17 protein-coding genes are annotated in these 21767 nt (G+C 44.3%); 8 read left to right on the forward strand and 9 right to left on the reverse strand.

Translation table 11 applies throughout. From position 1 onward, the window contains the following. Positions 1-174 precede the first annotated feature (174 nt). Together glnE and hldE are read left to right on the forward strand one after the other, a co-directional pair. Positions 175-3024 carry a bifunctional [glutamate--ammonia ligase]-adenylyl-L-tyrosine phosphorylase/[glutamate--ammonia-ligase] adenylyltransferase gene (gene glnE, locus L1D11_RS02715; RefSeq protein ID WP_239832563.1) on the forward strand — a complete coding sequence of 950 codons (2850 nt, stop codon included), beginning with the start codon at positions 175-177 and terminating at the stop codon, positions 3022-3024. Between the two features lie 120 nt (positions 3025-3144). Next, positions 3145-4575, forward strand: coding sequence for a bifunctional D-glycero-beta-D-manno-heptose-7-phosphate kinase/D-glycero-beta-D-manno-heptose 1-phosphate adenylyltransferase HldE (hldE, locus tag L1D11_RS02720; protein ID WP_239832564.1), 1431 nt, complete (start codon positions 3145-3147; stop codon positions 4573-4575). A 786-nt stretch (positions 4576-5361) separates the two neighbouring features. Here the strand turns inward: hldE and ruvX are convergent. The 4 genes from ruvX to rsmE all read right to left on the reverse strand — a co-directional run bounded on the left by ruvX (position 5362) and on the right by rsmE (position 8203). After that, positions 5362-5784: a Holliday junction resolvase RuvX gene (ruvX, locus tag L1D11_RS02725; RefSeq protein WP_239832565.1), complete on the reverse strand. Its 423-nt coding sequence runs from the start codon at positions 5782-5784 to the stop codon at positions 5362-5364. Positions 5785-5832: 48 nt separating this feature from the next. Then, on the reverse strand, positions 5833-6396 hold the full coding sequence (locus L1D11_RS02730) for a YqgE/AlgH family protein (protein ID WP_239832567.1): 564 nt from the start codon (positions 6394-6396) through the stop codon (positions 5833-5835). A 115-nt stretch (positions 6397-6511) separates the two neighbouring features. After that, positions 6512-7462 carry a glutathione synthase gene (gene gshB / locus L1D11_RS02735; RefSeq protein ID WP_239832570.1) on the reverse strand — a complete coding sequence of 317 codons (951 nt, stop codon included), beginning with the start codon at positions 7460-7462 and terminating at the stop codon, positions 6512-6514. 9 nt (positions 7463-7471) lie between these two features. Beyond that, complete coding sequence (gene rsmE / locus L1D11_RS02740) at positions 7472-8203, reverse strand: 16S rRNA (uracil(1498)-N(3))-methyltransferase (RefSeq protein ID WP_239832571.1); 732 nt, start codon at positions 8201-8203, stop codon at positions 7472-7474. A gap of 203 nt (positions 8204-8406) precedes the next feature. Between rsmE and L1D11_RS02745 the strand changes: the two genes are divergently transcribed. Then, on the forward strand, positions 8407-9744 hold the full coding sequence (locus tag L1D11_RS02745) for a hypothetical protein (protein WP_239832572.1): 1338 nt from the start codon (positions 8407-8409) through the stop codon (positions 9742-9744). A 67-nt stretch (positions 9745-9811) separates the two neighbouring features. On the opposite strand, the gene L1D11_RS02750 is transcribed toward L1D11_RS02745, so the two are convergent. The 4 genes from L1D11_RS02750 to metK form a co-directional block, all read right to left on the reverse strand. After that, a complete protein-coding gene (locus L1D11_RS02750) occupies positions 9812-10543 on the reverse strand; it encodes an endonuclease (protein WP_239832573.1) in 732 nt (243 codons plus the stop codon). A gap of 96 nt (positions 10544-10639) precedes the next feature. Then, entirely contained in the window at positions 10640-11140 is a 501-nt protein-coding gene (locus L1D11_RS02755; RefSeq protein WP_239832574.1) for a SprT family zinc-dependent metalloprotease, read from the reverse strand. A gap of 79 nt (positions 11141-11219) precedes the next feature. Then, entirely contained in the window at positions 11220-12017 is a 798-nt protein-coding gene (locus L1D11_RS02760) for a DUF2189 domain-containing protein (RefSeq protein ID WP_239832575.1), read from the reverse strand. A 367-nt stretch (positions 12018-12384) separates the two neighbouring features. Further along, on the reverse strand, positions 12385-13539 hold the full coding sequence (metK, locus tag L1D11_RS02765) for a methionine adenosyltransferase (protein WP_239832577.1): 1155 nt from the start codon (positions 13537-13539) through the stop codon (positions 12385-12387). A 354-nt stretch (positions 13540-13893) separates the two neighbouring features. On the opposite strand from metK, the gene tkt reads away from it, so the two are divergent. The 5 genes from tkt (at position 13894) to mscS (ending at position 20953) form a co-directional block, all read left to right on the forward strand. After that, positions 13894-15888, forward strand: a complete 1995-nt coding sequence (gene tkt, locus L1D11_RS02770; protein WP_239832579.1) for a transketolase — start codon at positions 13894-13896, stop codon at positions 15886-15888. A 214-nt stretch (positions 15889-16102) separates the two neighbouring features. Next, on the forward strand, positions 16103-17152 hold the full coding sequence (gene epd, locus L1D11_RS02775) for an erythrose-4-phosphate dehydrogenase (RefSeq protein ID WP_239832581.1): 1050 nt from the start codon (positions 16103-16105) through the stop codon (positions 17150-17152). 166 nt (positions 17153-17318) lie between these two features. Continuing rightward, positions 17319-18482: a phosphoglycerate kinase gene (locus L1D11_RS02780; protein WP_017068708.1), complete on the forward strand. Its 1164-nt coding sequence runs from the start codon at positions 17319-17321 to the stop codon at positions 18480-18482. 155 nt (positions 18483-18637) lie between these two features. Beyond that, positions 18638-19714, forward strand: a complete 1077-nt coding sequence (gene fbaA, locus L1D11_RS02785) for a class II fructose-bisphosphate aldolase (RefSeq protein ID WP_076652489.1) — start codon at positions 18638-18640, stop codon at positions 19712-19714. Positions 19715-20086: 372 nt separating this feature from the next. Further along, positions 20087-20953, forward strand: coding sequence for a small-conductance mechanosensitive channel MscS (gene mscS, locus L1D11_RS02790; RefSeq protein WP_239831453.1), 867 nt, complete (start codon positions 20087-20089; stop codon positions 20951-20953). 80 nt (positions 20954-21033) lie between these two features. Here mscS and L1D11_RS02795 read toward each other — a convergent pair whose 3' ends face one another. Next, a complete protein-coding gene (locus L1D11_RS02795) occupies positions 21034-21663 on the reverse strand; it encodes a LysE/ArgO family amino acid transporter (protein ID WP_239831454.1) in 630 nt (209 codons plus the stop codon). Positions 21664-21767: the final 104 nt, after the last annotated feature.

Below are 21767 nucleotides of genomic sequence, written 5' to 3' on the forward strand. Positions count from 1 at the left end.
CTAGAGAGAAAGGCCTAACTCGATAAGTTAACCGATAAAACGCCCACATTACTAATGTGGGCGTTTTTTATTGGCATAACTTTGGTATAACTTATCTTTAGCTATAAAAACTCGTTATTGAAAAACTGACCCAACAAATTGATTGTTCGCGCGCAGCTTATACAAGGAAGAAACATGCCATTGCCTTCTCAACTCGTCACTCATTCGCAGTCAGCTTTTGAGCAATTATTAGAGCACCAAAGTGAAGCCATTAATGCTTGGCCGGAGCTGCTAATTGAAGACCTTAAACATGTCTTAGGATTAAGCTGCTTCATTGGTGATTGCTTACAACGTGATACGACCTTATCGATGACTCTACCGGATATGTTGGAATGTGAGGAGCGTGCTGAGGGGTATCGTGGACGATTGGCTGAACTGCTTTTTGATTGCACTGACGAAATGAGCGGCCAACGAGTGCTGCGTCAATTCCGCAACCGAGAAATGACCTATATTGCATGGCGTGACTTTATGGGCTTTTGGGAGCTTGAACAGAGCTTAAGTCATCTCTCTATGTTGGCTGAAGCGATGATCTTCGAGACTTATCAATGGCAGTACGACATTTGTTGTAAAGAGTGGGGCACACCTTGTAATGAACAGGGTGAAGCACAACCGATGCTTATCATTGGTATGGGCAAGCTTGGTGGAGGTGAGCTCAATTTTTCTTCTGATATCGACCTTATTTTTACTTACCCTGAAAATGGTGAGACCCAAGGTGCAAGACGCAGTATTGCCAATGCACAGTTCTTTACTCGCTTAGGGCAACGTATTATCAAGGCGCTCGATCAACAAACCTTTGATGGGTTCTGCTATCGAGTCGACATGCGCCTACGTCCGTTTGGTGAGAGTGGCCCCTTGGTAATGAGCTACGCTGCACTGGAAGATTACTACCAAGAGCAAGGACGAGACTGGGAACGCTACGCCATGGTCAAGGCGCGTGTTATGGGTAGTGAAATGTACCCAGAATATCAAGAGCTGCGCAAGATGCTACGCCCGTTTGTATTCCGTCGTTATATCGATTTCAGTGCGATTCAATCTCTGCGCCGTATGAAATCGATGATCAGCAGTGAAGTGCGTCGCCGTGGTTTATCCAATAACATCAAACTCGGCTCAGGCGGTATTCGTGAAGTTGAGTTCATTGCACAAGTCTTTCAACTGATTCGTGGTGGTCGTGAGCCTAGCCTACGTGGGCGAGGGCTTTTGGAGACCTTAACCGCCATTGACTCTCTGCATCTGCTAGAACCCCAAGAAGTAGCTGACTTGCGCGATGCTTACCTATTTTTACGTCGTCTAGAGAACGTGTTACAGGCGATGGCTGACAAGCAAACCCAGACATTACCGGATGGTGAGTTAGAACAACTTCAGCTTGCCGTTGCCATGCAATTCAGTGATTGGGAGAGTTTGATTACTGCAACTCGTGCCCATATGGCAAACGTACATAACGTGTTCGAAGAGCTGATTGGGATTGATGAAGAGGACGCTAACCCAATCGCGAGTCACTTTAGCGAGTTGTGGGATATGGCCCATAAGCCGGATGTTATCGAGCATGTATTGCAGCATGATATTGCTATCGCCAACCCGCCAGAAGCGGCGAAAACCATCATTCAATTTAAAGCGGATATCGCTAAGAAAACTCTTGGCCCGCGTGGACGTGAAGTTCTCAATCGACTGATGCCGAAAGTCTTTCAGGCCTTATATACCGCTAAAGACGCTGAATTTGGCTTATCGCGCGTACTTCATCTACTGCATAAAATTGTCACGCGTACCACTTATCTTGAGTTACTCGATGAACACCCTGCCGCGTTGACTCAACTTGTTCGTTTGTGTACTGCGAGCCCAATGATCTCAGAACAGCTTGGACGTTACCCAATTCTATTAGATGAACTTATCGACCCTCAACAGCTCTATAACCCAGTGCCGCTCGAGTCTTACAAGACAGAGTTACGTGATTACCTTGCTCGTATTCCTGAAGACGACATGGAGCAGCAGATGGAAGGCCTGCGTCAGTTTAAGCAGACTTGTATCCTGAGAATTGCTGCGGCTGATATAGCAGGTGTGCTGCCAGTTATGAAGGTGAGTGATCACCTAACTTACTTAGCTGAAGCGATTGTTGAAGCTGGCGTTAACCAAGCTTGGTTACAGGTGGCGGCTAAGTTTGGTGAGCCTACTCACCTTAAAGACCGTGAAGGTCGCGGCTTTGCGGTTGTCGGCTACGGTAAGGTAGGGGGCTGGGAGCTTGGTTACAACTCAGACCTCGATATTGTGTTTATGCACGACTGTCCAGTACACATCTATACTGATGGTAAGAAGGAGATTGATGGACGCCAATTTTATCTAAGGTTGGCGCAGCGTATTATTCATATTTTCTCGACCAGAACCGCATCGGGGATCTTGTATGAAGTCGATACTCGCTTGCGTCCATCGGGTGCTTCGGGTCTGTTAGTTAGCCCAACCGATGCCTTTGATGAGTATCAACATAACGATGCATGGACATGGGAGCACCAAGCACTGACTCGAGCTCGTATGATCTACGGTGATGAACAATTGGCTTCCGCATTCAATAAAACACGTCATGAGGTGTTGTGTCTGATGCGTGATGAAGCAACGTTGAAGAAAGCTGTCGTTGATATGCGAGAAAAAATGCGAGATCACCTTGGCGGCAAAAAAGCCGATCGATTCATGCTTAAACAGGATGCTGGTGGCATTACTGATGTTGAGTTTTTGGCGCAATACTTGGTGTTACGCTACAGCCACGAGAAGCCAAAACTGACACGTTGGTGTGATAATGTCAGAATCTTTGAGAGCTTGTTATCACAAGGGATTATGGACGAGCAACAAGGCATGGCATTGACTCACGCGTACACTACGCTACGTGATGAAATACATCACCGTAATCTCCTCAACCTAGATGCGGATGTGGCGATTGATAAGTTCGAAATGGAAAGAGAACGTGTGGTTCAAGCATGGAAGCAGTGGATGGAAGCGTAACTTTCCTTTCGCTTAGCTATCACAGTGCCTATCGAGATAGGCTTTACTCATTTTTCTATGGTTTAGCCACTGTAATCAGTGTGCTAGACTTTAGCCAGATTCGATTTTTGGAGATCCATAATGAAACCAATTCTACCTGACTACAGCCAATCAGGCGTTCTTGTTGTCGGTGATGTCATGCTTGACCGTTACTGGTATGGTCCGACTGGCCGTATTTCACCAGAAGCACCTGTGCCCGTGGTAAAAGTAGAAAATAACGAGGAGCGTCCTGGCGGTGCTGCTAACGTTGCAATGAATATTGCTTCGCTTGGTGGTCATGCTCATATCGTTGGTTTGACTGGAAAGGATGAACCTGCTGAGGTGCTAAAAAACACCCTAGGTGCACTAAAGGTTAAGTGTGATTTTGTTGAGTTAGAAGACTATCCAACGATCACGAAACTGCGTGTGATGAGCCGCGGTCAGCAGTTAATTCGTCTTGATTTTGAGGACAAATTTGAAAACACCGACCCTGATCTGGTTCTATCTCGTATGGAGCAAGCGCTGCCAAATGTACGTTCGGTTATCTTGTCAGATTACGCGAAAGGGGCATTGGAGCACGTACAGGCTTTCATTCAGAAAGCACGCGCAGCGAATGTACCTGTATTCATCGATCCAAAAGGTGCCGATTTTGAACGTTACCGTGGTGCGACTTTACTTACGCCAAACATGGCGGAGTTTGAGCTTGTTGCTGGTAAGGTAAAAAATGAGGAAGAGATGATCGAAAAAGGGCTCGCACTTATTGAAGAGTTTGATTTCGATGCACTACTTGTGACCCGTAGTGAGCATGGTATGACACTACTACGCAAAGGCAAGGCACCATTCCACCTACCAACCCAAGCGAAAGAAGTGTATGACGTGACAGGTGCTGGCGATACAGTTATTTCGGTATTAGCGGCTTCCGTTGCATCTGGCAAGCCACTAGACGAGGCGTGTGCACTGGCAAACGCTGCTGCAGGTGTGGTAGTGGGTAAGCTTGGCACATCAACCCTGTCTACGATTGAGCTAGCGGAAGCAATTCACGGTAGCCAAGATACAGACTATGGTGTGATCTCAGAAGCCGCATTAGTTGAAGCGGTGAAACGTGCTCGTGCGAAAGGCGAGAAGGTCGTGATGACCAATGGCTGCTTTGATATTCTGCATGCTGGCCATGTTTCATACATGAATCACGCAGCTGAACTTGGAGATCGTTTGATCGTTGCGGTTAATACCGACGAGTCTGTTAAGCGTTTGAAAGGTCCAGGTCGTCCTGTGAACCCTACCGATCGCCGTATGGCGGTATTGGCAGGTTTAGGTTCGGTTGATTGGGTTGTTCCTTTCTCTGAAGATACACCTCAACGTTTGATCTCTGAAGTGCTACCAAGCATTTTGGTAAAAGGTGGTGACTACAAACCTGAAGAGATCGCTGGTGGTGCGGAAGTGATTGCAGCCGGTGGTGAAGTTAAAGTACTTAACTTTGAAGATGGTTGCTCTACCACTGAAATTATTAAAGCGATTAAAGGTGGTCGAGGCTAAGCCTTAGCTTTGAATACCAAAGTTTAATGGATAATAAAAAAGCCAGTCAAAGGGCTTAACACCTATCATATAATGTGCTTATAACGAACAGTATAGCGAGTTTTACTAATACGAACGGTCCTAGCTTTGGGCCGTTTTTGTTTTTCTGGTAAGATGTAACGCTTTACGCGCTCTCTTATGACTTGCAGTGAACCCGTAGAAGCGATAGCACACCACACCCGTTCATCTTGAATGTCACGAAGTACTATCGTGAAACTGATTCCAAGTGGTGATACATTGGTTTCTTTTGCTATCCGACTAATCTCAAAAGTACTAGGTTATAGGCAATTAGAGTGCCCCATATCTCTTGCTCAACACTCTCCACCGGCAGGCTCTTGAGTAGAATCTGATTGTCAAGCGTGTCATGCTTAATTTCTCCGTAGCTATTTCCGATTTCCCATCTTTCGAAGTAAACGTCTAATAAGGTTTTCTATCTGCAGGACCGTTCAACTGATCAGTAAACTACTTAAATAATCAGTGTTAGCTCTAGAAGAGTTTTTGATAAGTGTATAAGGTATTGATTATAATTACTATTGTTGTAGTTCGAGTAGCTACACTCTTTCTCTCGTTTAATTTAAGTCGGATATTGTTCGCAAGTATAACCTGTTGAACTGCATGCAGCGGCGAAGATTGCTAGAAATATTTTCATATAAACTCCCACGCCCTTATTATGAATTGCTCTTGCACTACGGCGTGAAGTTCGTGTGGGGCCATAAGTTGGCTCAAATTTTAATCGATGAGTTTTTACTAAGAATATTGTGCTTCAAACCAACTTTCTAGGATAACAACGGCGGATTGGTTATCGATATTGCCTTTGCTTAGTGCTTTATAGCCACCTATTTTGAATAGTTCAGCTCTTGCTTCTGTGGTCGATAGTCTTTCATCATGAAGTTCAACATCGACACCAAAACGCCCTTTAAGGCGATTGGCAAACTTCTTTGCTCTAGGTGTAATGGCTGCTAGACCTTTACCATGAAGGTCTGTGGGAAGGCCAACCACAATAAGATTCGGCTGCCACTCCTTGATTTGCTTTTCGATGTCGTCCCAATTTGGGATGCCATCATTGGCTTTAAAAGCTTTCAGAGGGCTTGCTGTGCCCGTTATTTCTTGTCCTATCGCACTACCGATACTTTTCGTACCGTAGTCAAATGCCATAATTGTTCTTGACATGGAGCTTCCAAATTTATCTGTGTTTGAGAGTTTATTTGCTGATTTGAGCTAGGCGTGACCAGCTTCTGCTGAGAGCTGAGCCGCATTAATGCCTAACATCTGCACGGCGACTTTCCAGCGGTCTGAAATCGGTGTATCGAAGATGACCTTCGGATCCGCTTCAACGGTTAGCCATGAGTTCTCGGTCAGTTCTATTTCCAGTTGCCCCGGTTCCCATCCAGCATAGCCAAGTGCGACCAAGTAGTGTACCGGCTCATCTTCGGTACCTAACACCATCAAGATATCTTTTGAGGTTGTCACCGAGATTTGATCTGTCATGCTGATGCTGGATTGATAGCTGCCTTTAGGTTTATGTAAAATAAACCCGCGGTCTTCTGCGACTGGCCCACCATTCAATACTGGCTTATCAAGACTTGCTTGATTGGATTTCGGTTGTTCAGAATCAACCTCAACTTGCTTAAGCATACTGCCGACAGTGACATCGATAGGAGCGTTGATCATTAAGCCCATTGCGCCTTCGTCGTTGTGTTCACAAAGGTAGATCACCGAGTTTTGAAAGTATGGGTCTTTCATTCCGGGCATAGCAACCAGAAAGTGGTTCGTTAAATTCATAGAGCCTCCTGCCAGTGTATTCTCAGTAAAGGGAAAAGAGCGGTGTAAAGCCGCTCATTTATTCTGTGCCTATTACTTCAGTGTTTGCAATCGCAAAGGCTTTCTTTAGTTTAGGCTATTTAGTGTTAACGCGACGCTCAATTGCATCCATTAATTTCCCCGTAACTGAAATATCAAAAGCGGCTTCAATTTCACGGATACAAGTAGGGCTAGTCACGTTAATTTCAGTCATCTTATCACCGATAACATCAAGCCCAACAAAGATTAAGCCTTTCTCTTTTAGTGCAGGAGCAACCGCTCTTGCGATAGCCCAGTCTGTCTCACTTAGCGGACGAGCTTCACCGGTACCGCCAGCAGCAAGGTTACCTCGAGTTTCCCCTTTTGCAGGAATACGCGCTAGACAGTAAGGCATTGGTTCACCGTCAACCACAAGAATACGCTTATCACCATTGCTGATGTCTGGAACAAAGGTTTGTGCCATTGCGTAGTTTTGACCGTGGTTGGTCAGTGTTTCAATGATGACTGATACGTTTGGATCGCCTTCCTTAACGCGGAAGATAGACGCGCCGCCCATGCCATCCAGTGGTTTAAGGATCACGTCACCGTGCTTCTCACGGAACTCTTTAATCTTCTCCGCTTTACGAGTCACGATAGTCGTTGGCGTTAGCTCAGGGAACCAAGCTGTGAATAGCTTTTCGTTACAGTCACGTAGGCTTTGTGGTTTGTTCACGATGAGTGCACCGTTCTCTTCTGCACGCTCAAGAATGTAAGTCGCGTAAATGTACTCTGTATCAAACGGAGGATCTTTACGCATCAGCACTGCATCTAAATCAGCTAGAGCGATCGTCTGTTCTGACTTGAACTCGTACCAAGCGTTTGGATCTTCTTTTAGTTCAACAACCTTTGTATCAGCAATCGCTACGCCTTGATCTAAGTGTAGATCATCCATTTCCATGTAATGGATTTCGTACCCACGACGCTGAGCTTCAAGCATCATGGCAAAGCTAGAGTCTTTTTTGATGTTAATGGATGAAATGGGATCCATTACGATGCCAAGTTTGATCATTTTCTTCTCCTAGCCTAGATCGCCAAAACGGACTTGTAAGGCAGTAATTGCGGTTAGAGCTGCTGTTTCGGTACGAAGTACACGTGGGCCGAGTAGCGTCTCTTCAAATTTGTATTGTTCTGTCATGCCGATTTCTTCAGCGGACAGTCCGCCTTCAGGGCCAATCAATAGACGTACCTTACTGATGGGTTCTGGAAGGGTATTAATAGAGTATTTTGCGCGAGGGTGCAGGTTCAGCTTTAATGCTTCACTTGGTTCGCTGCACCACTCTTTAAGTTGCATGATTGGGCGAATAACTGGAACCGTGTTACGGCCAGACTGTTCACATGCTGCGATAGCAATTTTCTGCCACTGCGCGAGTTTTTTCTCGAAGCGCTTAGTATCAAGTTTAACGCCGCAGCGCTCTGAAATCAGAGGAGTGATGGTGTTTACACCAAGCTCAACCGACTTCTGGATTGTGAACTCCATTTTGTCGCCACGTGAAATCACTTGTCCCAGATGTAAGTCTAATGGAGATTCACTGCTGCGCTCGATTCGCTCAGTAACATTAACCGTGACATTCTTCTTTGATACCTCAGTGATTGTCGCTGGAAATTCAGCACCGCTGCCATCAAAAAGAAGAACTTCTTGACCTTCTTTCATGCGAAGGACACGACCAACATGACCCGCGGCATCTTCGCCTAAAGCGAGTGAACCTAGCTGATGAATGCGTTCTGGATGATGGATACGAGGGATTCTCATGCTGGTAAACCTATAAATATGTTCATTTGGGTATTTTGTCTCTGCCTAACATGGATGCTAAGTAAAGAAAAAACAAGTAGCGAACAAAAATAGGCGAGAGATCTTATCCTTATGATTTAGAGTTTGAGATTTATAAAGCCAATAAATATAATCCAACCGATTAAATGTAAGTATGATTGATAAAGGCTTTATCTATGTGTTGTATGAAAAGACGTTCTATTTTAACGTGTGCAGTCAGTGGCTTGCTCTTGGCGGGTTGTGGTGGTGGATCGGATTCATCTTCCGATGTTCCCGCTAGTATCGTGTCACCTAATGTGAACGGAACGCCAAGTTTAGCGTCTGTTTCGACTTACCAAACCACAAGTATGTCGAAGGATATTGAAGAATGTGCAAGAGCTTTTTTAACAAACAACTCTTGTGATTTATCGTTAATAAAGCCTCTTGGTTTTAACCAAGTAAACGTGACTATTGAGCAGGTACGGGAACGATTGGTGGTTTCTCACCAATGGATGGCTGATAGTTTTATTGAAGCATTAGAAGAAATTAATGATCAAGACTTACTGAACCTTTTCAAACCATTGAACAGTATTGTGATTAGCTATGATATCCGTCCATCATTTTATACAACGTCTACAGCATCAATGTACATAGATCCTAAGTATGTGTGGCGTAGTAAAAATGAGTGGGATTCCATACATAAGCAAGAAGATTATCGAAATGATTTTCAAACAGAATTTCAATTTGATAAAGCTCAACGATACGTCCATGAAACGACAAATAACTACGTATCTTATTCAAATACCTACACATCGTTACAGAATGAATCGAGAGATGCGAGTCATATCGCCCCAGGATTATTTAGACTTCTTTCTCATGAATTAGCGCACGCGAATGATTTCTTACAAGAGCACGATCTTACTCAAATTCCTTCCTCTGGATATATAGATAATTATATTCACCCATTAAAAAAATTGAACAATGAGCTTATTGAGAGAGACCCTTTAAGTTCGAATCTTCTGGATAAAGCAGCTAAAATCGCTTTTCGAGGTGATTCCATGACAAACGAAATCAGGCTGCTCACTGGAGAGGCTGCTGGGTATGAATTTGAGGCCGATAAAGCAGCGGCATTTTATTCGTACTCAAGTCCTGCTGAGGATGTGGCTATGCTTTTTGAAGCTTACATGATGTACAAAAAGTACCGCGCTTTGTCTGATGTCGCTTTTATTAGTATCCCACAAATAGAAGATTATTCATGTAACGACTGGAAAGTACAGTGGGGCCAACGTTCTCGTTTATCTGATAACGGTGTTCGAGATCGAGCCGTGTTTGTTGCTAGTGGTATATTGGGTAAGTCAGAATTGACGATTAGAACTGAACTCGCTTCTCTTCCTGCAGCCCCTGAAATGTTGAGAGTTGGGCAGGGTTGGTGTTCAAGTCAAAAAATAATGAATGTGAATCCTGAATCACGATCAATTATTTCGTCTGAGTCCATGACTGGTTTTAGTGACAATACTCGTTATCTAGAAGATTTAGAAAATTAAAGTTAATAATAGATCATTAAAAGTGATTGTGTCCCTGTGTAACAAGGGCCTTTTATTTTACTGGCTATTACTTACAGCTTTCATATACAAATGGGTTGTGATTCCCTTGAATGGCAAAGATACGCTCATCACGAGTACATTCCCATTCGTTGACAGGGAACTGTTTATGCCACGCCATCATCAGGTTGGTTTGCTGTTTAGATAGCTTAAAACCGTACTCTTGGCTCATGTACAGATAAGTTCGTGCGATAGAACCTTTCGCTCTGTCTGGCGGCATTACTTTACGTTGCTTGAAGTTGACCTGCATTTCACACTGGCCATAACTTACTCCATCCACACCATTCCACTGACTGAAATTGTAGTTGGAGCGATCTCCATTAACCTCACCAATCGCCGGCGTCAAGTTGTGAAGATCGGCCTCCATGGATTTGAACACCTTGTCATTGCGGGTACAGTTTTTACGCCCGCCATCTTGCCAGCATTGACGCTGGTGGCCGAATTGCCAAGCGGGAACGATGTGCTCCCATTCAATTCGACTGGCACGTTTTTGCTGCTTTCGCACTTGATAGCCACAGCCGTCAAGGTCTGGAATGCCTTTCTTTTTGTCTTTCCATGTTATGTCACAGCCACAATAAAATGACGTTGGGTGATCAAGGTAAATCTTCACGGCTTCTTTTTTTGCTTTAGAGAACGAGCTCGGTGGCGTAGCTAAAACACTTTGAGTTACCAGTAGGCCAAATACTATCGATAAGTAAAAAGACACAGACAGCCCAAATGACTGTAGGGTGAGTTTTTTCATAGGAAAAGACTGATAAAAGTATGATAAATATCAGTCTAGCACTTAAATGATAGATCTATCTGTAATATTTGTGTGAAAGAATCAATCAATCCGTCATTAGTTTAGTTGAGTGCCCGTAAAAGCTAAGGTTTGCTGGCACAGCTGGCAGCGGTAGGTCGATTGATTTCGAAGTACTTTGTTGTGTCGTCTGATTGATAATGGGTAAGTGGTGCACTCACATCGATATTCAAAGGTTTTCCCTTGAACTGAAGCGATTTCAAAGCTGTGAGTTGTTCTGGCCGGCACGTTGAATACTTTTTCCATCACGTATTTCCACTCATTTCCGTGAGGCCTAACACGTCCGAAAACCTGATGCGTGATTAGGTGGGCGAGTTCATGCGGCACAACTTCGTTGATGAAGGCGTCTTCATTTTCAGAAAATAGTACGTGGTTGAGCTTAATTTCGTTGAGCTGAAGGTAGGCCTTTCCCGCCGCTTTGCCTCTTAACTTGAAGGTGATAGTTGGGTGTGGAAATTCACGAGAGAAATGCTGTTTGGCGATAGCTAGGCATTCGGCCAGTTTCTTATTTACTCTGTGCTGTTGCGGGGTGTAAGACAAACGTTGTTAACTCCAAAAAAAGACCTCAGCACTTTAGCTGAGGTTTCATCATAACATTGCTCGTTAGTCTGGCGACTACTTAGACGTGATGTTTTTTCTTGATGATTTCGTGATAAGCATGCCATGTACCGTAGCCAAGTAGAGGCATGGTGGCGATCATACCGATGCCGTAGGTGGCAAAGCCAACCAAAATGCCGGCACAGATAATGCTCGCCCATACGACCATCGCAGGGATATTTGATTTCACCGCATTGAAGCTGGTGAAGATTGCACTCATCACGTCAACGCGTCGTTCCATCATTAATGGGATAGAGAAAGCAGAGATACTAAATATCAAGCTAGCGATAACAAAACCAATCACAGAACCCGTGATTAAGAAGGGAGCGAACTCAGTCAATGGTGCGCCTTGCACTGAAGGGTAGAGCGCGTGTAATAATGCCGCGATACGCATCCAGAATATCATCGCGACCATTAACACAATCGCAAAGGCCCATTGTTGGGTAGAGTTCCGTGTGATGGCTTTCATCGAGTGCAGTAGGCTAGCGTTGTGCCCTTTTTCTCTTTCCCAAGCTGCATCATACAAGCCCAGAGCAAGGAACGGTCCTATTAGCATATACACGATCAAGCTTGGCATCACGACCAAGTGTGTTCCTTGCCATTGGACAAGTTGAACAATGGCGATTGCCGCTGCCATAAAGCACAAACCGTAAAACACACTGATTAACGGCATTCTCACTAAGTCATGTAAAGCAAGTGACAACCAATGAAAGGGTGCGGAAATACTGATTTGGTTGCAAGGAATGGTGCGAGCGTAATCCTTATCGCTGACCTTGTGTTTTTTATCGTCCAGTTCTGATTTGTGTGCGGAATGAGGCATAGATCCCCCTAGTTAAATAACGTCCTAGTTATAATTCCATAAGGCTCATCGATGTGGCTTGTGTGAGAGTTATGGTGTTGAGCTAAATTGCTCTCTGTCATCCCAGTTATTGTTCTAGCGTGCATTTAACGAGTGTTATCAGACTGAATTAATTTAAGTTAAATGTGAGCTTCATCGCTTAGGAGTTACCTTAACTATTGTCAGTAGTGCTAGAAAACACAAATTTTCAGCGGCTTTTTATACTAAGTGGTGAACGGTAAAAAGGGCTATGGGGAAAGGTATTGTGAGTGAAAGTTCGGTAAGTACATAAAAATAAAGCCCTTACTAAGCAGTAAGGGCTTTAAAGAAACAAATCGCAGTGGCTAAATTATTTTAGGCCAGCGAAGTCCGCAAGGATTGCTGCTTTGTCAGTCGATTCCCAAGGGAACTCTTCACGACCAAAGTGGCCGTATGCAGAAGTCTGCTTGTAGATAGGCTGAAGAAGGTTCAGCATCTCTTGAAGACCGTATGGGCGTAGGTCGAAGTTTTGACGAACGGCTTCAATGATGATTTCGTGAGCTACTTTTTCAGTACCAAACGTTTCAACCATTATAGATGTTGGATCAGCAACACCGATAGCGTACGACAGTTGAATCTCACAACGATCAGCCATGCCTGCAGCAACGATGTTTTTCGCAACATAACGTGCTGCGTATGCTGCAGAACGGTCAACTTTTGATGGATCTTTACCAGAAAACGCACCGCCACCGTGACGTGCTGCACCGCCGTAGGTATCAACGATGATCTTACGACCAGTTAAACCACAGTCACCCATTGGGCCACCGATTACGAAACGGCCTGTTGGGTTGATGAAGAAGTTAGTGTCTTTGTTGATCCACTCAGTAGGAAGTACTGGCTTGATGATCTCTTCCATTACTGCTTCACGTAGATCTGGTGTTGTTACTGAATCGCAGTGTTGAGTCGAAAGAACAACAGCGTCAATACCAACGATCTTACCTTGGTCGTATTGGAACGTAACTTGAGATTTCGCATCTGGGCGAAGGAAGTCAAGTTTACCGCTCTTACGTACTTCAGCTTGCTTCTTAACAAGAAGGTGAGAGTAAGTAATTGGAGCTGGCATTAGGATAGCTGTTTCGTTAGTCGCGTAACCAAACATGATGCCTTGGTCGCCTGCGCCTTGCTCTTTAGGGTCTTCCTTATCAACACCTTGGTTGATGTCTGGAGACTGCTTACCGATTGTGTTTAGAACAGCACAAGAGTCAGCGTCAAAGCCCATATCAGAATGAACATAACCAATATCACGTACTGTTTCACGAGTGATTTCTTCGATATCAACCCATGCAGACGTTGTTACTTCACCGCCAACCATAACCATGCCGGTTTTAACGTAAGTCTCACAAGCAACACGTGCTTTTGGATCTTGTTCCAAGATGGCATCAAGAACAGCATCAGAGATTTGGTCTGCAATTTTATCTGGATGGCCTTCTGAAACAGATTCAGAAGTGAATAGGTGCTTAGCCATGAGAGCTCCACTTTTAGTTTTAGGTGCTAATTTTAGGCGTCGCAAGCTAGGAAGCGCCGCCATTAAATACAGTATATTTTGTAGGTGTTTCTACATCTAGACGGCTATTCTAAATTCCAGCGGTCGAATTACAAGCTCTTTTTTATGATATGTCATAACTAAACGTTTGTGTATCGGTCGAGATAACGTATTACTAAGTGATGTAAATGTTCGAAAATTGCGAAAAGTGACCGTTAAAATGCCAGTAAAACGTTTGCAGTCGCTAAAGTCGTTTGAGAGAATATGCGCGCTAATAAAAATGAAAACTTTAGCATCAATCTCTTTTTTAAATCGCTTATGTACTCAGGAGCAGACATGCCTTCTCGTAAAGATCTAGCCAATGCAATTCGCGCACTTAGCATGGATGGCGTTCAACAAGCAAATTCAGGCCATCCTGGCGCACCTATGGGTATGGCTGACATCGCGGAGGTTCTTTGGCGTGGTCACTTGAACCACAACCCAGCAAACCCAGAGTGGGCTGACCGCGACCGCTTTGTCCTGTCTAACGGCCATGGTTCAATGTTGATTTACTCTCTGCTTCACCTTGCAGGCTACGAGCTTTCAATTGAAGACCTGAAAAACTTCCGTCAACTGCACTCTAAGACTCCTGGTCACCCAGAGTACGGTTACGCTCCTGGTATCGAAACAACGACTGGTCCTCTAGGTCAAGGCATCACTAACGCTGTTGGTATGGCGATGGCAGAGAAAGCACTGGCTGCACAGTTCAACAAAGAAGGCCACGATATCGTCGATCACTACACTTATGCATTCATGGGTGATGGCTGTCTGATGGAAGGTATCTCTCACGAAGCATGTTCGCTAGCAGGTACGCTAGGTCTTGGTAAGCTGGTTGCTTTCTGGGATGACAACGGTATTTCTATCGACGGTGAAGTGGAAGGTTGGTTCTCTGACGATACACCTAAGCGTTTTGAAGCATACGGCTGGCACGTAATTCCAGCAGTAGACGGCCATGATCCTGAAGCTATCAACGCTGCAATCGAAGCGGCTAAAGCTGATCCTCGCCCATCACTTATCTGTACTAAAACTATCATCGGTTTTGGTTCTCCAAACAAAGCGGGTACTCACGACTGTCACGGTGCTCCACTAGGCGCTGATGAAATCACAGCAACTAAAGCGGCGCTTGGTTGGGAACACGGTCCTTTCGAAATCCCAGCAGATATCGCTGCTGAGTGGAATGCGAAACAAGCGGGCGCAGAAAAAGAAGCTGCATGGAACGCGAAGTTTGACGCATACGCAGCGGCTTACCCTGAGCTAGCAGCAGAATTCAAACGTCGTACTAACGGTGAACTTCCAGCACAGTGGGAAGAGAAAGCAAACGCAATCATTGCTGACCTTCAAGCTAACCCTGCAAACATCGCTTCACGTAAAGCGTCTCAAAACGCACTAGAAGCGTTCGGTTCTATGCTTCCAGAATTCATGGGCGGCTCTGCTGATCTTGCGCCTTCTAACTTGACTATGTGGTCTGGCTCTAAGTCGCTTGAAGCGAACGACTTCTCTGGTAACTACATCCACTACGGTGTACGAGAATTCGGTATGACGGCTATCATGAACGGTATCGCTCTGCACGGTGGTTTCGTACCATACGGCGCTACTTTCCTAATGTTCATGGAATACGCTCGTAACGCAATGCGTATGGCGGCTCTGATGAAAGTTCAGAACATCCAAGTTTACACGCATGACTCTATCGGTCTTGGCGAAGATGGCCCAACTCACCAACCAGTTGAGCAAATGGCTTCTCTACGTCTAACGCCGAACATGAGCACATGGCGCCCATGTGACCAAGTTGAGTCTGCAGTGGCTTGGAAACTGGCTATCGAACGCAAAGACGGTCCAACGTCTCTAATCTTTTCTCGTCAAAACCTTGCACAGCAAGAGCGTAACGAAGAGCAAGTAGCTAACATCGCGAAGGGTGGTTACATCCTGAAAGACTGTGAAGGTAAGCCAGAGCTAATCCTTATCGCTACAGGTTCTGAAGTTGAACTAGCGGTTAACGCTGCTGCTGAGCTGACAGCTGAAGGCAAGAAGGTACGTGTAGTATCTATGCCTGCAACTGACGCATTCGATAAGCAAGACGCTGAGTACCGTGAATCTGTACTTCCATCTGACGTAACAGCTCGTATCGCTATCGAAGCTGGCATCGCTGACTTCTGGTACAAGTACGTTGGTTTCGGTGGCAAGATCATCGGTATGACAACATTCGGCGAATCTGCACCTGCAGGTGAGCTATTCAAGATGTTCGGTTTCACTGCTGAAAACGTAGTAAACATCGCAAAAGAGCTTCTTGCTTAATCATTGATTGTTAGCCTCGTGCTAACTGTATAATGAGAGAAAAACCGAGCGTTGAGCTCGGTTTTTTTGTCTTTGGGATTCGTTTTCTTCTAGGCTTATCTCTACTAGCAACAGATTAACCTGTCTTAAATCAACGGGGTTATTCAAGTAATGCCTTTTGGGTAGGATTCAGTTATTATCTGTTGCACGAAATTTTGGTTAGATGTACGGAACTATGCTAAAAGTCGCGATAAACGGATTTGGACGAATAGGGCGTAACGTATTACGCGCTGTTTATGAAAGTGGTAAAAGCCAACAAATCAAAGTAGTAGCAGTCAATGAGCTGGCTCAGCCTGACGCTATGGCACACCTATTACAATACGACACCAGTCACGGTCGCTTCGGCAAGAAGATTTCTAACGACCAAGAACACATCTATGTTCATCATGGTCTCGGTGCGGAAGACAAAGGTGACTTCGATACGATTCGTATTTTGCACCTTGCTGATATCGAGTTGTTGCCTTGGCGCGACTTAGAGGTGGATATCGTTCTCGATTGTACCGGTGTTTATGGCTGCCGAGCGGACGGCCTCGCGCATATTGCTGCTGGTGCAAAAAAGGTGCTCTTCTCACACCCGGGCGCTAATGACCTAGACAACACCATTATCTACGGCGTGAATCACCATACCATCGAAGCAGACCACAGAATCGTCTCCAATGGTTCATGTACCACCAACTGTATAGTCCCTATCATTAAGGTTCTTGATGACGCCTTTGGCATCGAGTCCGGTACTATTACGACTATTCACTCTTCAATGAATGATCAACAAGTTATAGATGCGTATCACATGGACTTGCGTCGTACTCGAGCTGCAAGCCAGTCCATTATTCCTGTCGATACTAAATTACATAAAGGTATTGAAAGAATTTTCCCGAAATTTTCTAACAAGTTTGAAGCGATTTCTGTGCGTGTACCAACGGTAAACGTAACAGCGATGGATTTAAGTGTCACAATTAATGCAAATGTGAAAGTTAATGACATAAATCAAACCATTGTTAATGCATCCCAGTGTACATTACATAATATAGTTGACTATACTGAAGCGCCGCTCGTTTCCATCGACTTTAATCACGATCCCCATAGCGCAATCGTTGATGGTTCTCAAACTCGAGTGAGCAACGGCCACCTAGTGAAAATGCTAGTGTGGTGTGACAATGAATGGGGCTTTGCGAACCGAATGCTGGATACGGTTCTTGCAATGCAAGCTTCTGAAGGCAAGAAGTAAGACCTAGAAGCAAATGTGCGGATTATTTATTTTTTAGCTTGAAATAAATGTTAAGTGTCCACATATTATCAGTAGTGAAAGAATTACCAGTTGAATAATTTATAGGCTTAGCAGGGTTGCTGAGTTTCCAAAACTTTATATTTATTTAAATTTGAGAGGACAAATCATGTCTGTGATCAAGATGACTGACCTGGAACTTGCAGGTAAACGCGTATTTATCCGTGCTGACCTAAACGTACCAGTAAAAGACGGTAAAGTAACTTCAGATGCACGTATCCTAGCATCTCTACCAACAATCAAACTTTGCCTAGAAGCTGGCGCAAAGGTAATGGTTACTTCTCACCTTGGTCGTCCTACTGAAGGCGAATACAACGAAGAGTTCTCTCTAGCTCCTGTAGTTAACTACCTAAACGACGCACTAGACTGCGAAGTTAAGCTAGCTAAAGATTACCTAAACGGCCTAGAGCTAAACGCTGGTGAACTAGTTGTTCTTGAAAACGTTCGTTTCAACGAAGGTGAGAAGAAGAACGAAGAAGCACTTTCTAAGCAGTACGCTGCGCTATGTGACATCTTCGTGATGGACGCATTCGGTACAGCTCACCGTGCACAAGCATCTACTCACGGCGTTGGTACTCACGCTCCTGTAGCATGTGCTGGCCCTCTTCTTGCTGCTGAGCTTGAAGCTCTTGGCAAAGCAATGGATAACCCAGAGCGTCCGCTAGTTGCTATCGTTGGTGGTTCTAAAGTATCTACTAAGCTAACTGTTCTTGAGTCTCTATCTAAAATCGCTGACCAACTTGTTGTTGGTGGTGGTATCGCGAACACATTTATCGCAGCTGAAGGCCACAACGTAGGTAAGTCTCTATACGAAGCTGATCTAGTTGAAACGGCTCAAAAGCTAATGAAAGAGTGTGCTATCCCAGTAGCAACTGACGTTGCATGTGCTAAAGCATTCGACGAAAACGCAGAAGCTGAAATCAAGCACGTTTCTGAAGTTCAAGACGACGACATGATCTTCGACCTTGGCCCAGATTCAACTGCAGCACTAGCTGAAATCATCGGCAACGCAAAAACTATCCTTTGGAACGGCCCTGTAGGCGTATTCGAATTCAAAAACTTCGAAGCGGGTACAGCTGGTATCTCTAAAGCAATCGCTGAGTCTGCAGGTTTCTCTGTAGCAGGTGGTGGTGACACGCTAGCAGCTATCGACAAGTTCGGTATCAAAGCTGACGTTTCTTACATCTCTACTGGCGGTGGCGCTTTCCTTGAATTCGTTGAAGGTAAAGTACTTCCTGCAGTAGCAATGCTTGAAGAGCGTGCTAAAGCATAATTGATTTAGAAAGGCGAGATGCGAATCTCGCCTTTTAACGTTTGCTGCATATCACACTTTTTTGCTAGAATGGCACAAGTTGTGAGCAAACGATTGCAAGTTTTTGAACTTAAGTTTTTTAATCTTAAAACGATAGAATAAATAGGACTATTTCCATGTCTAAGATCTTCGATTTTGTAAAACCTGGTGTGATTTCTGGCGATGACGTACAGAAAGTATTTGAAGTAGCAAAAGAAAACAAATTTGCTCTTCCTGCTGTAAACGTTGTTGGTACTGACTCTGTAAACGCAGTACTAGAAGCAGCTGCTAAAGTTAAAGCTCCAGTAGTTGTTCAGTTCTCTAACGGTGGCGCTGCATTCTTCGCTGGTAAAGGCGTTAAACTTGAAGGTCAAGGTGCACAAATCCTTGGTGCTGTAGCTGGTGCAAAATACGTACACGCTGTAGCTGAAGCTTACGGTGTTCCAGTTATCCTGCACACTGACCACGCTGCTAAGAAACTTCTTCCATGGATCGACGGTCTACTAGACGCTGGTGAAGAGTTCTTCGCACAAACTGGTAAGCCTCTATTCTCTTCTCACATGCTAGACCTTTCTGAAGAGTCTCTAGAAGAGAACATCGAAACATGTGCTAAGTACCTAGAGCGCATGGCTAAAATGAATATGACAATCGAGATCGAACTTGGTTGTACTGGTGGTGAAGAAGACGGCGTAGATAACTCTGATATGGACGCATCTGAGCTTTACACTTCTCCTGAAGACGTAGCATACGCTTACGAGAAACTAATGGCTGTTAGCCCACGTTTCACTATCGCTGCATCTTTTGGTAACGTACACGGTGTTTACCAAGCTGGTAACGTTGTACTTACTCCAACTATCCTACGTGACTCTCAAGCATACTGTGCAGAGAAGTTCGGTATCGCACCTAACGCTCTAAACTTCGTATTCCACGGTGGTTCTGGTTCTTCTGAAGCAGAAATCCAAGAGTCTATCGGCTACGGTGTTATCAAAATGAACATCGATACTGATACACAGTGGGCAACTTGGGACGGTATCCGTCAGTACTCTGCTGACAACTTCGATTTCCTACAAGGTCAAATCGGTAACCCAACTGGCGAAGCTGCTCCAAACAAGAAGTACTACGATCCACGCGTATGGCTACGTGCTGGTCAAGCTTCAATGGTTGCTCGTCTAGAGAAAGCATTCGCTGACCTTAACGCTGTAGACGTACTATAATTCTTTGAATTAAGTACTTTCTAAGTTTTAAAAACCCGCTCATTGAGCGGGTTTTTTATGCCTGATAAAAACTTGTATTAAATATGTGAAAAACCTAGCCTACTGTGAATAAATTTCGTAGTCTTTTAGTTATCGGTATTTGTGTTTATCGGTAAGTTATAATAATTCAAGAGCTTACATAAATATGACTTTGCAATCTATCAAAGATAGGATATCGTGCCGAAAAACTGAACTTGGTTCAGTTTATAAAAAAGGACCTAGCTTAGCTTACTTTTAAAACAATAACTTGGCGTAAATTAAACGTTTTTCTTGTTGAGTAAGTTTGGCCTAAGGCGGTTAAGCTTGAAGCATATTATATAGAGGATGCAAATTATGGCTGATAGTTCGACAGCGATTGAGACTCCACTTGTGGATGGTCTGTCTCACGCAGAACAGTGGTTAATGAGTAACTCGGAATTGTTTATTCAATACGGTGTAAACATCATTTCAGCACTGCTAATTTTTCTTATTGGTAATTTTGTTATTAAAGCCATCGCGAATAGTGTGTCTAAAGTTCTTCAGAAGAAGAAAATGGACCAAGCGGTTGTGGAATTCATCCACGCTTTAGTTCGTTACTTGTTGTTTGTTATTGTTTTGATTGCAGCTCTTGGTCGCCTTGGTGTTCAAACTGCATCTGTGGTTGCTGTAATTGGTGCGGCTGGTTTAGCTATTGGTCTTGCACTACAAGGCTCGTTGTCTAACTTTGCAGCTGGAGTGCTTATCGTTGCATTTCGTCCATTTAAATCTGGTGATTACGTAGAAATTGGCGGTGTTGCAGGTTCAGTTGATTCGATTCAAATCTTCCAAACGGTTCTAACAACGCCTGATAACAAAATGGTTGTAGTACCAAACGGCAGCGTTATCGGTAGCCCAATCACTAACTACTCTCGTCATGCGACACGTCGTATCGACCTAATGATCGGTGTTTCTTACGGTGCAGATCTACAAAAGACCAAAAAGCTTTTGACTAAGATCTGTGAATCTGACGAGCGTGTATTGAAAGAACCTAGTGTTCAAGTTGGTGTTCACACGCTAGCTGATTCTTCAGTTAACTTCGTGGTTCGCCCATGGGTTAGCACTGCTGATTACTGGAGTGTTTACTTCGACCTAATGCAAGCAATCAAAGAAGGCTTGGATAAAGAAGGTATCGAAATCCCATTTCCACAAATGGATGTTCACATGAACAAAGTTGAGGGCTAATAAAGCTTCGACAAGTTGAATAAAAGGCGGATAACTTAGGTTATCCGCCTTTTTCTTGGAGCTATATTTTCAGACTATTTCTACCAATACTGCTCAATAAGTCCATTAGCGAGTACGGCTGCGATGGCAAACATCATGGTCGCAACAGCGATATCAATGCCTTTCTTAACACTTGGTTTAGATAGTGTTGGGCCAAGTTTTGCAGCACCCAGTGAGAGCGAGTAGAACCACACAAAAGACGCAAGGATTGTCCCCAAAGCGAAGGCAAGACGATCGTTACCTTCAAATTGACCACCAATCGAGCCTAAGATAACCACAGTGTCTAGATACAAGTGAGGGTTTAGCACGGTCACTGCCAATGCACCTAGGATGACAGTGCGTTTACCACGAGCCAATATTTCACCTTTTGATTCCTTGTCTGATGGTGCTTTAAAAGCACTACGCAGCGACAACAAACCATAGACAGTCAGGAAAGCGATACCACCTAGTGTCACTGAAGTGAGCAGTACTTCATTTTTCGACAAGATAGCGCCACCACAAAAGATGCCTAACGAAATAAATAAGGTATCGAGCAAGCTACAAATCGTTGCTGTGGTTAAATGGTGATTGCGCTTTATCCCTTGATTTAGGACGTACGCATTTTGTGCGCCAATAGGGATAATCATGCTTGCCCCTAGACCAAAACCTTGTAATAAAACCCAAAAACTCATTTTAACCTCCTATTTAATTAACGACACATGCTGGTAATAAGGGGAAGATACTCCGCTCCTTTTGATAAGTATAATTAATGATTTTAATCCATTATTAGAGTTGC

Source organism: Vibrio sp. Isolate32 (genome assembly GCF_022397955.1).
GTDB lineage: Bacteria > Pseudomonadota > Gammaproteobacteria > Enterobacterales > Vibrionaceae > Vibrio.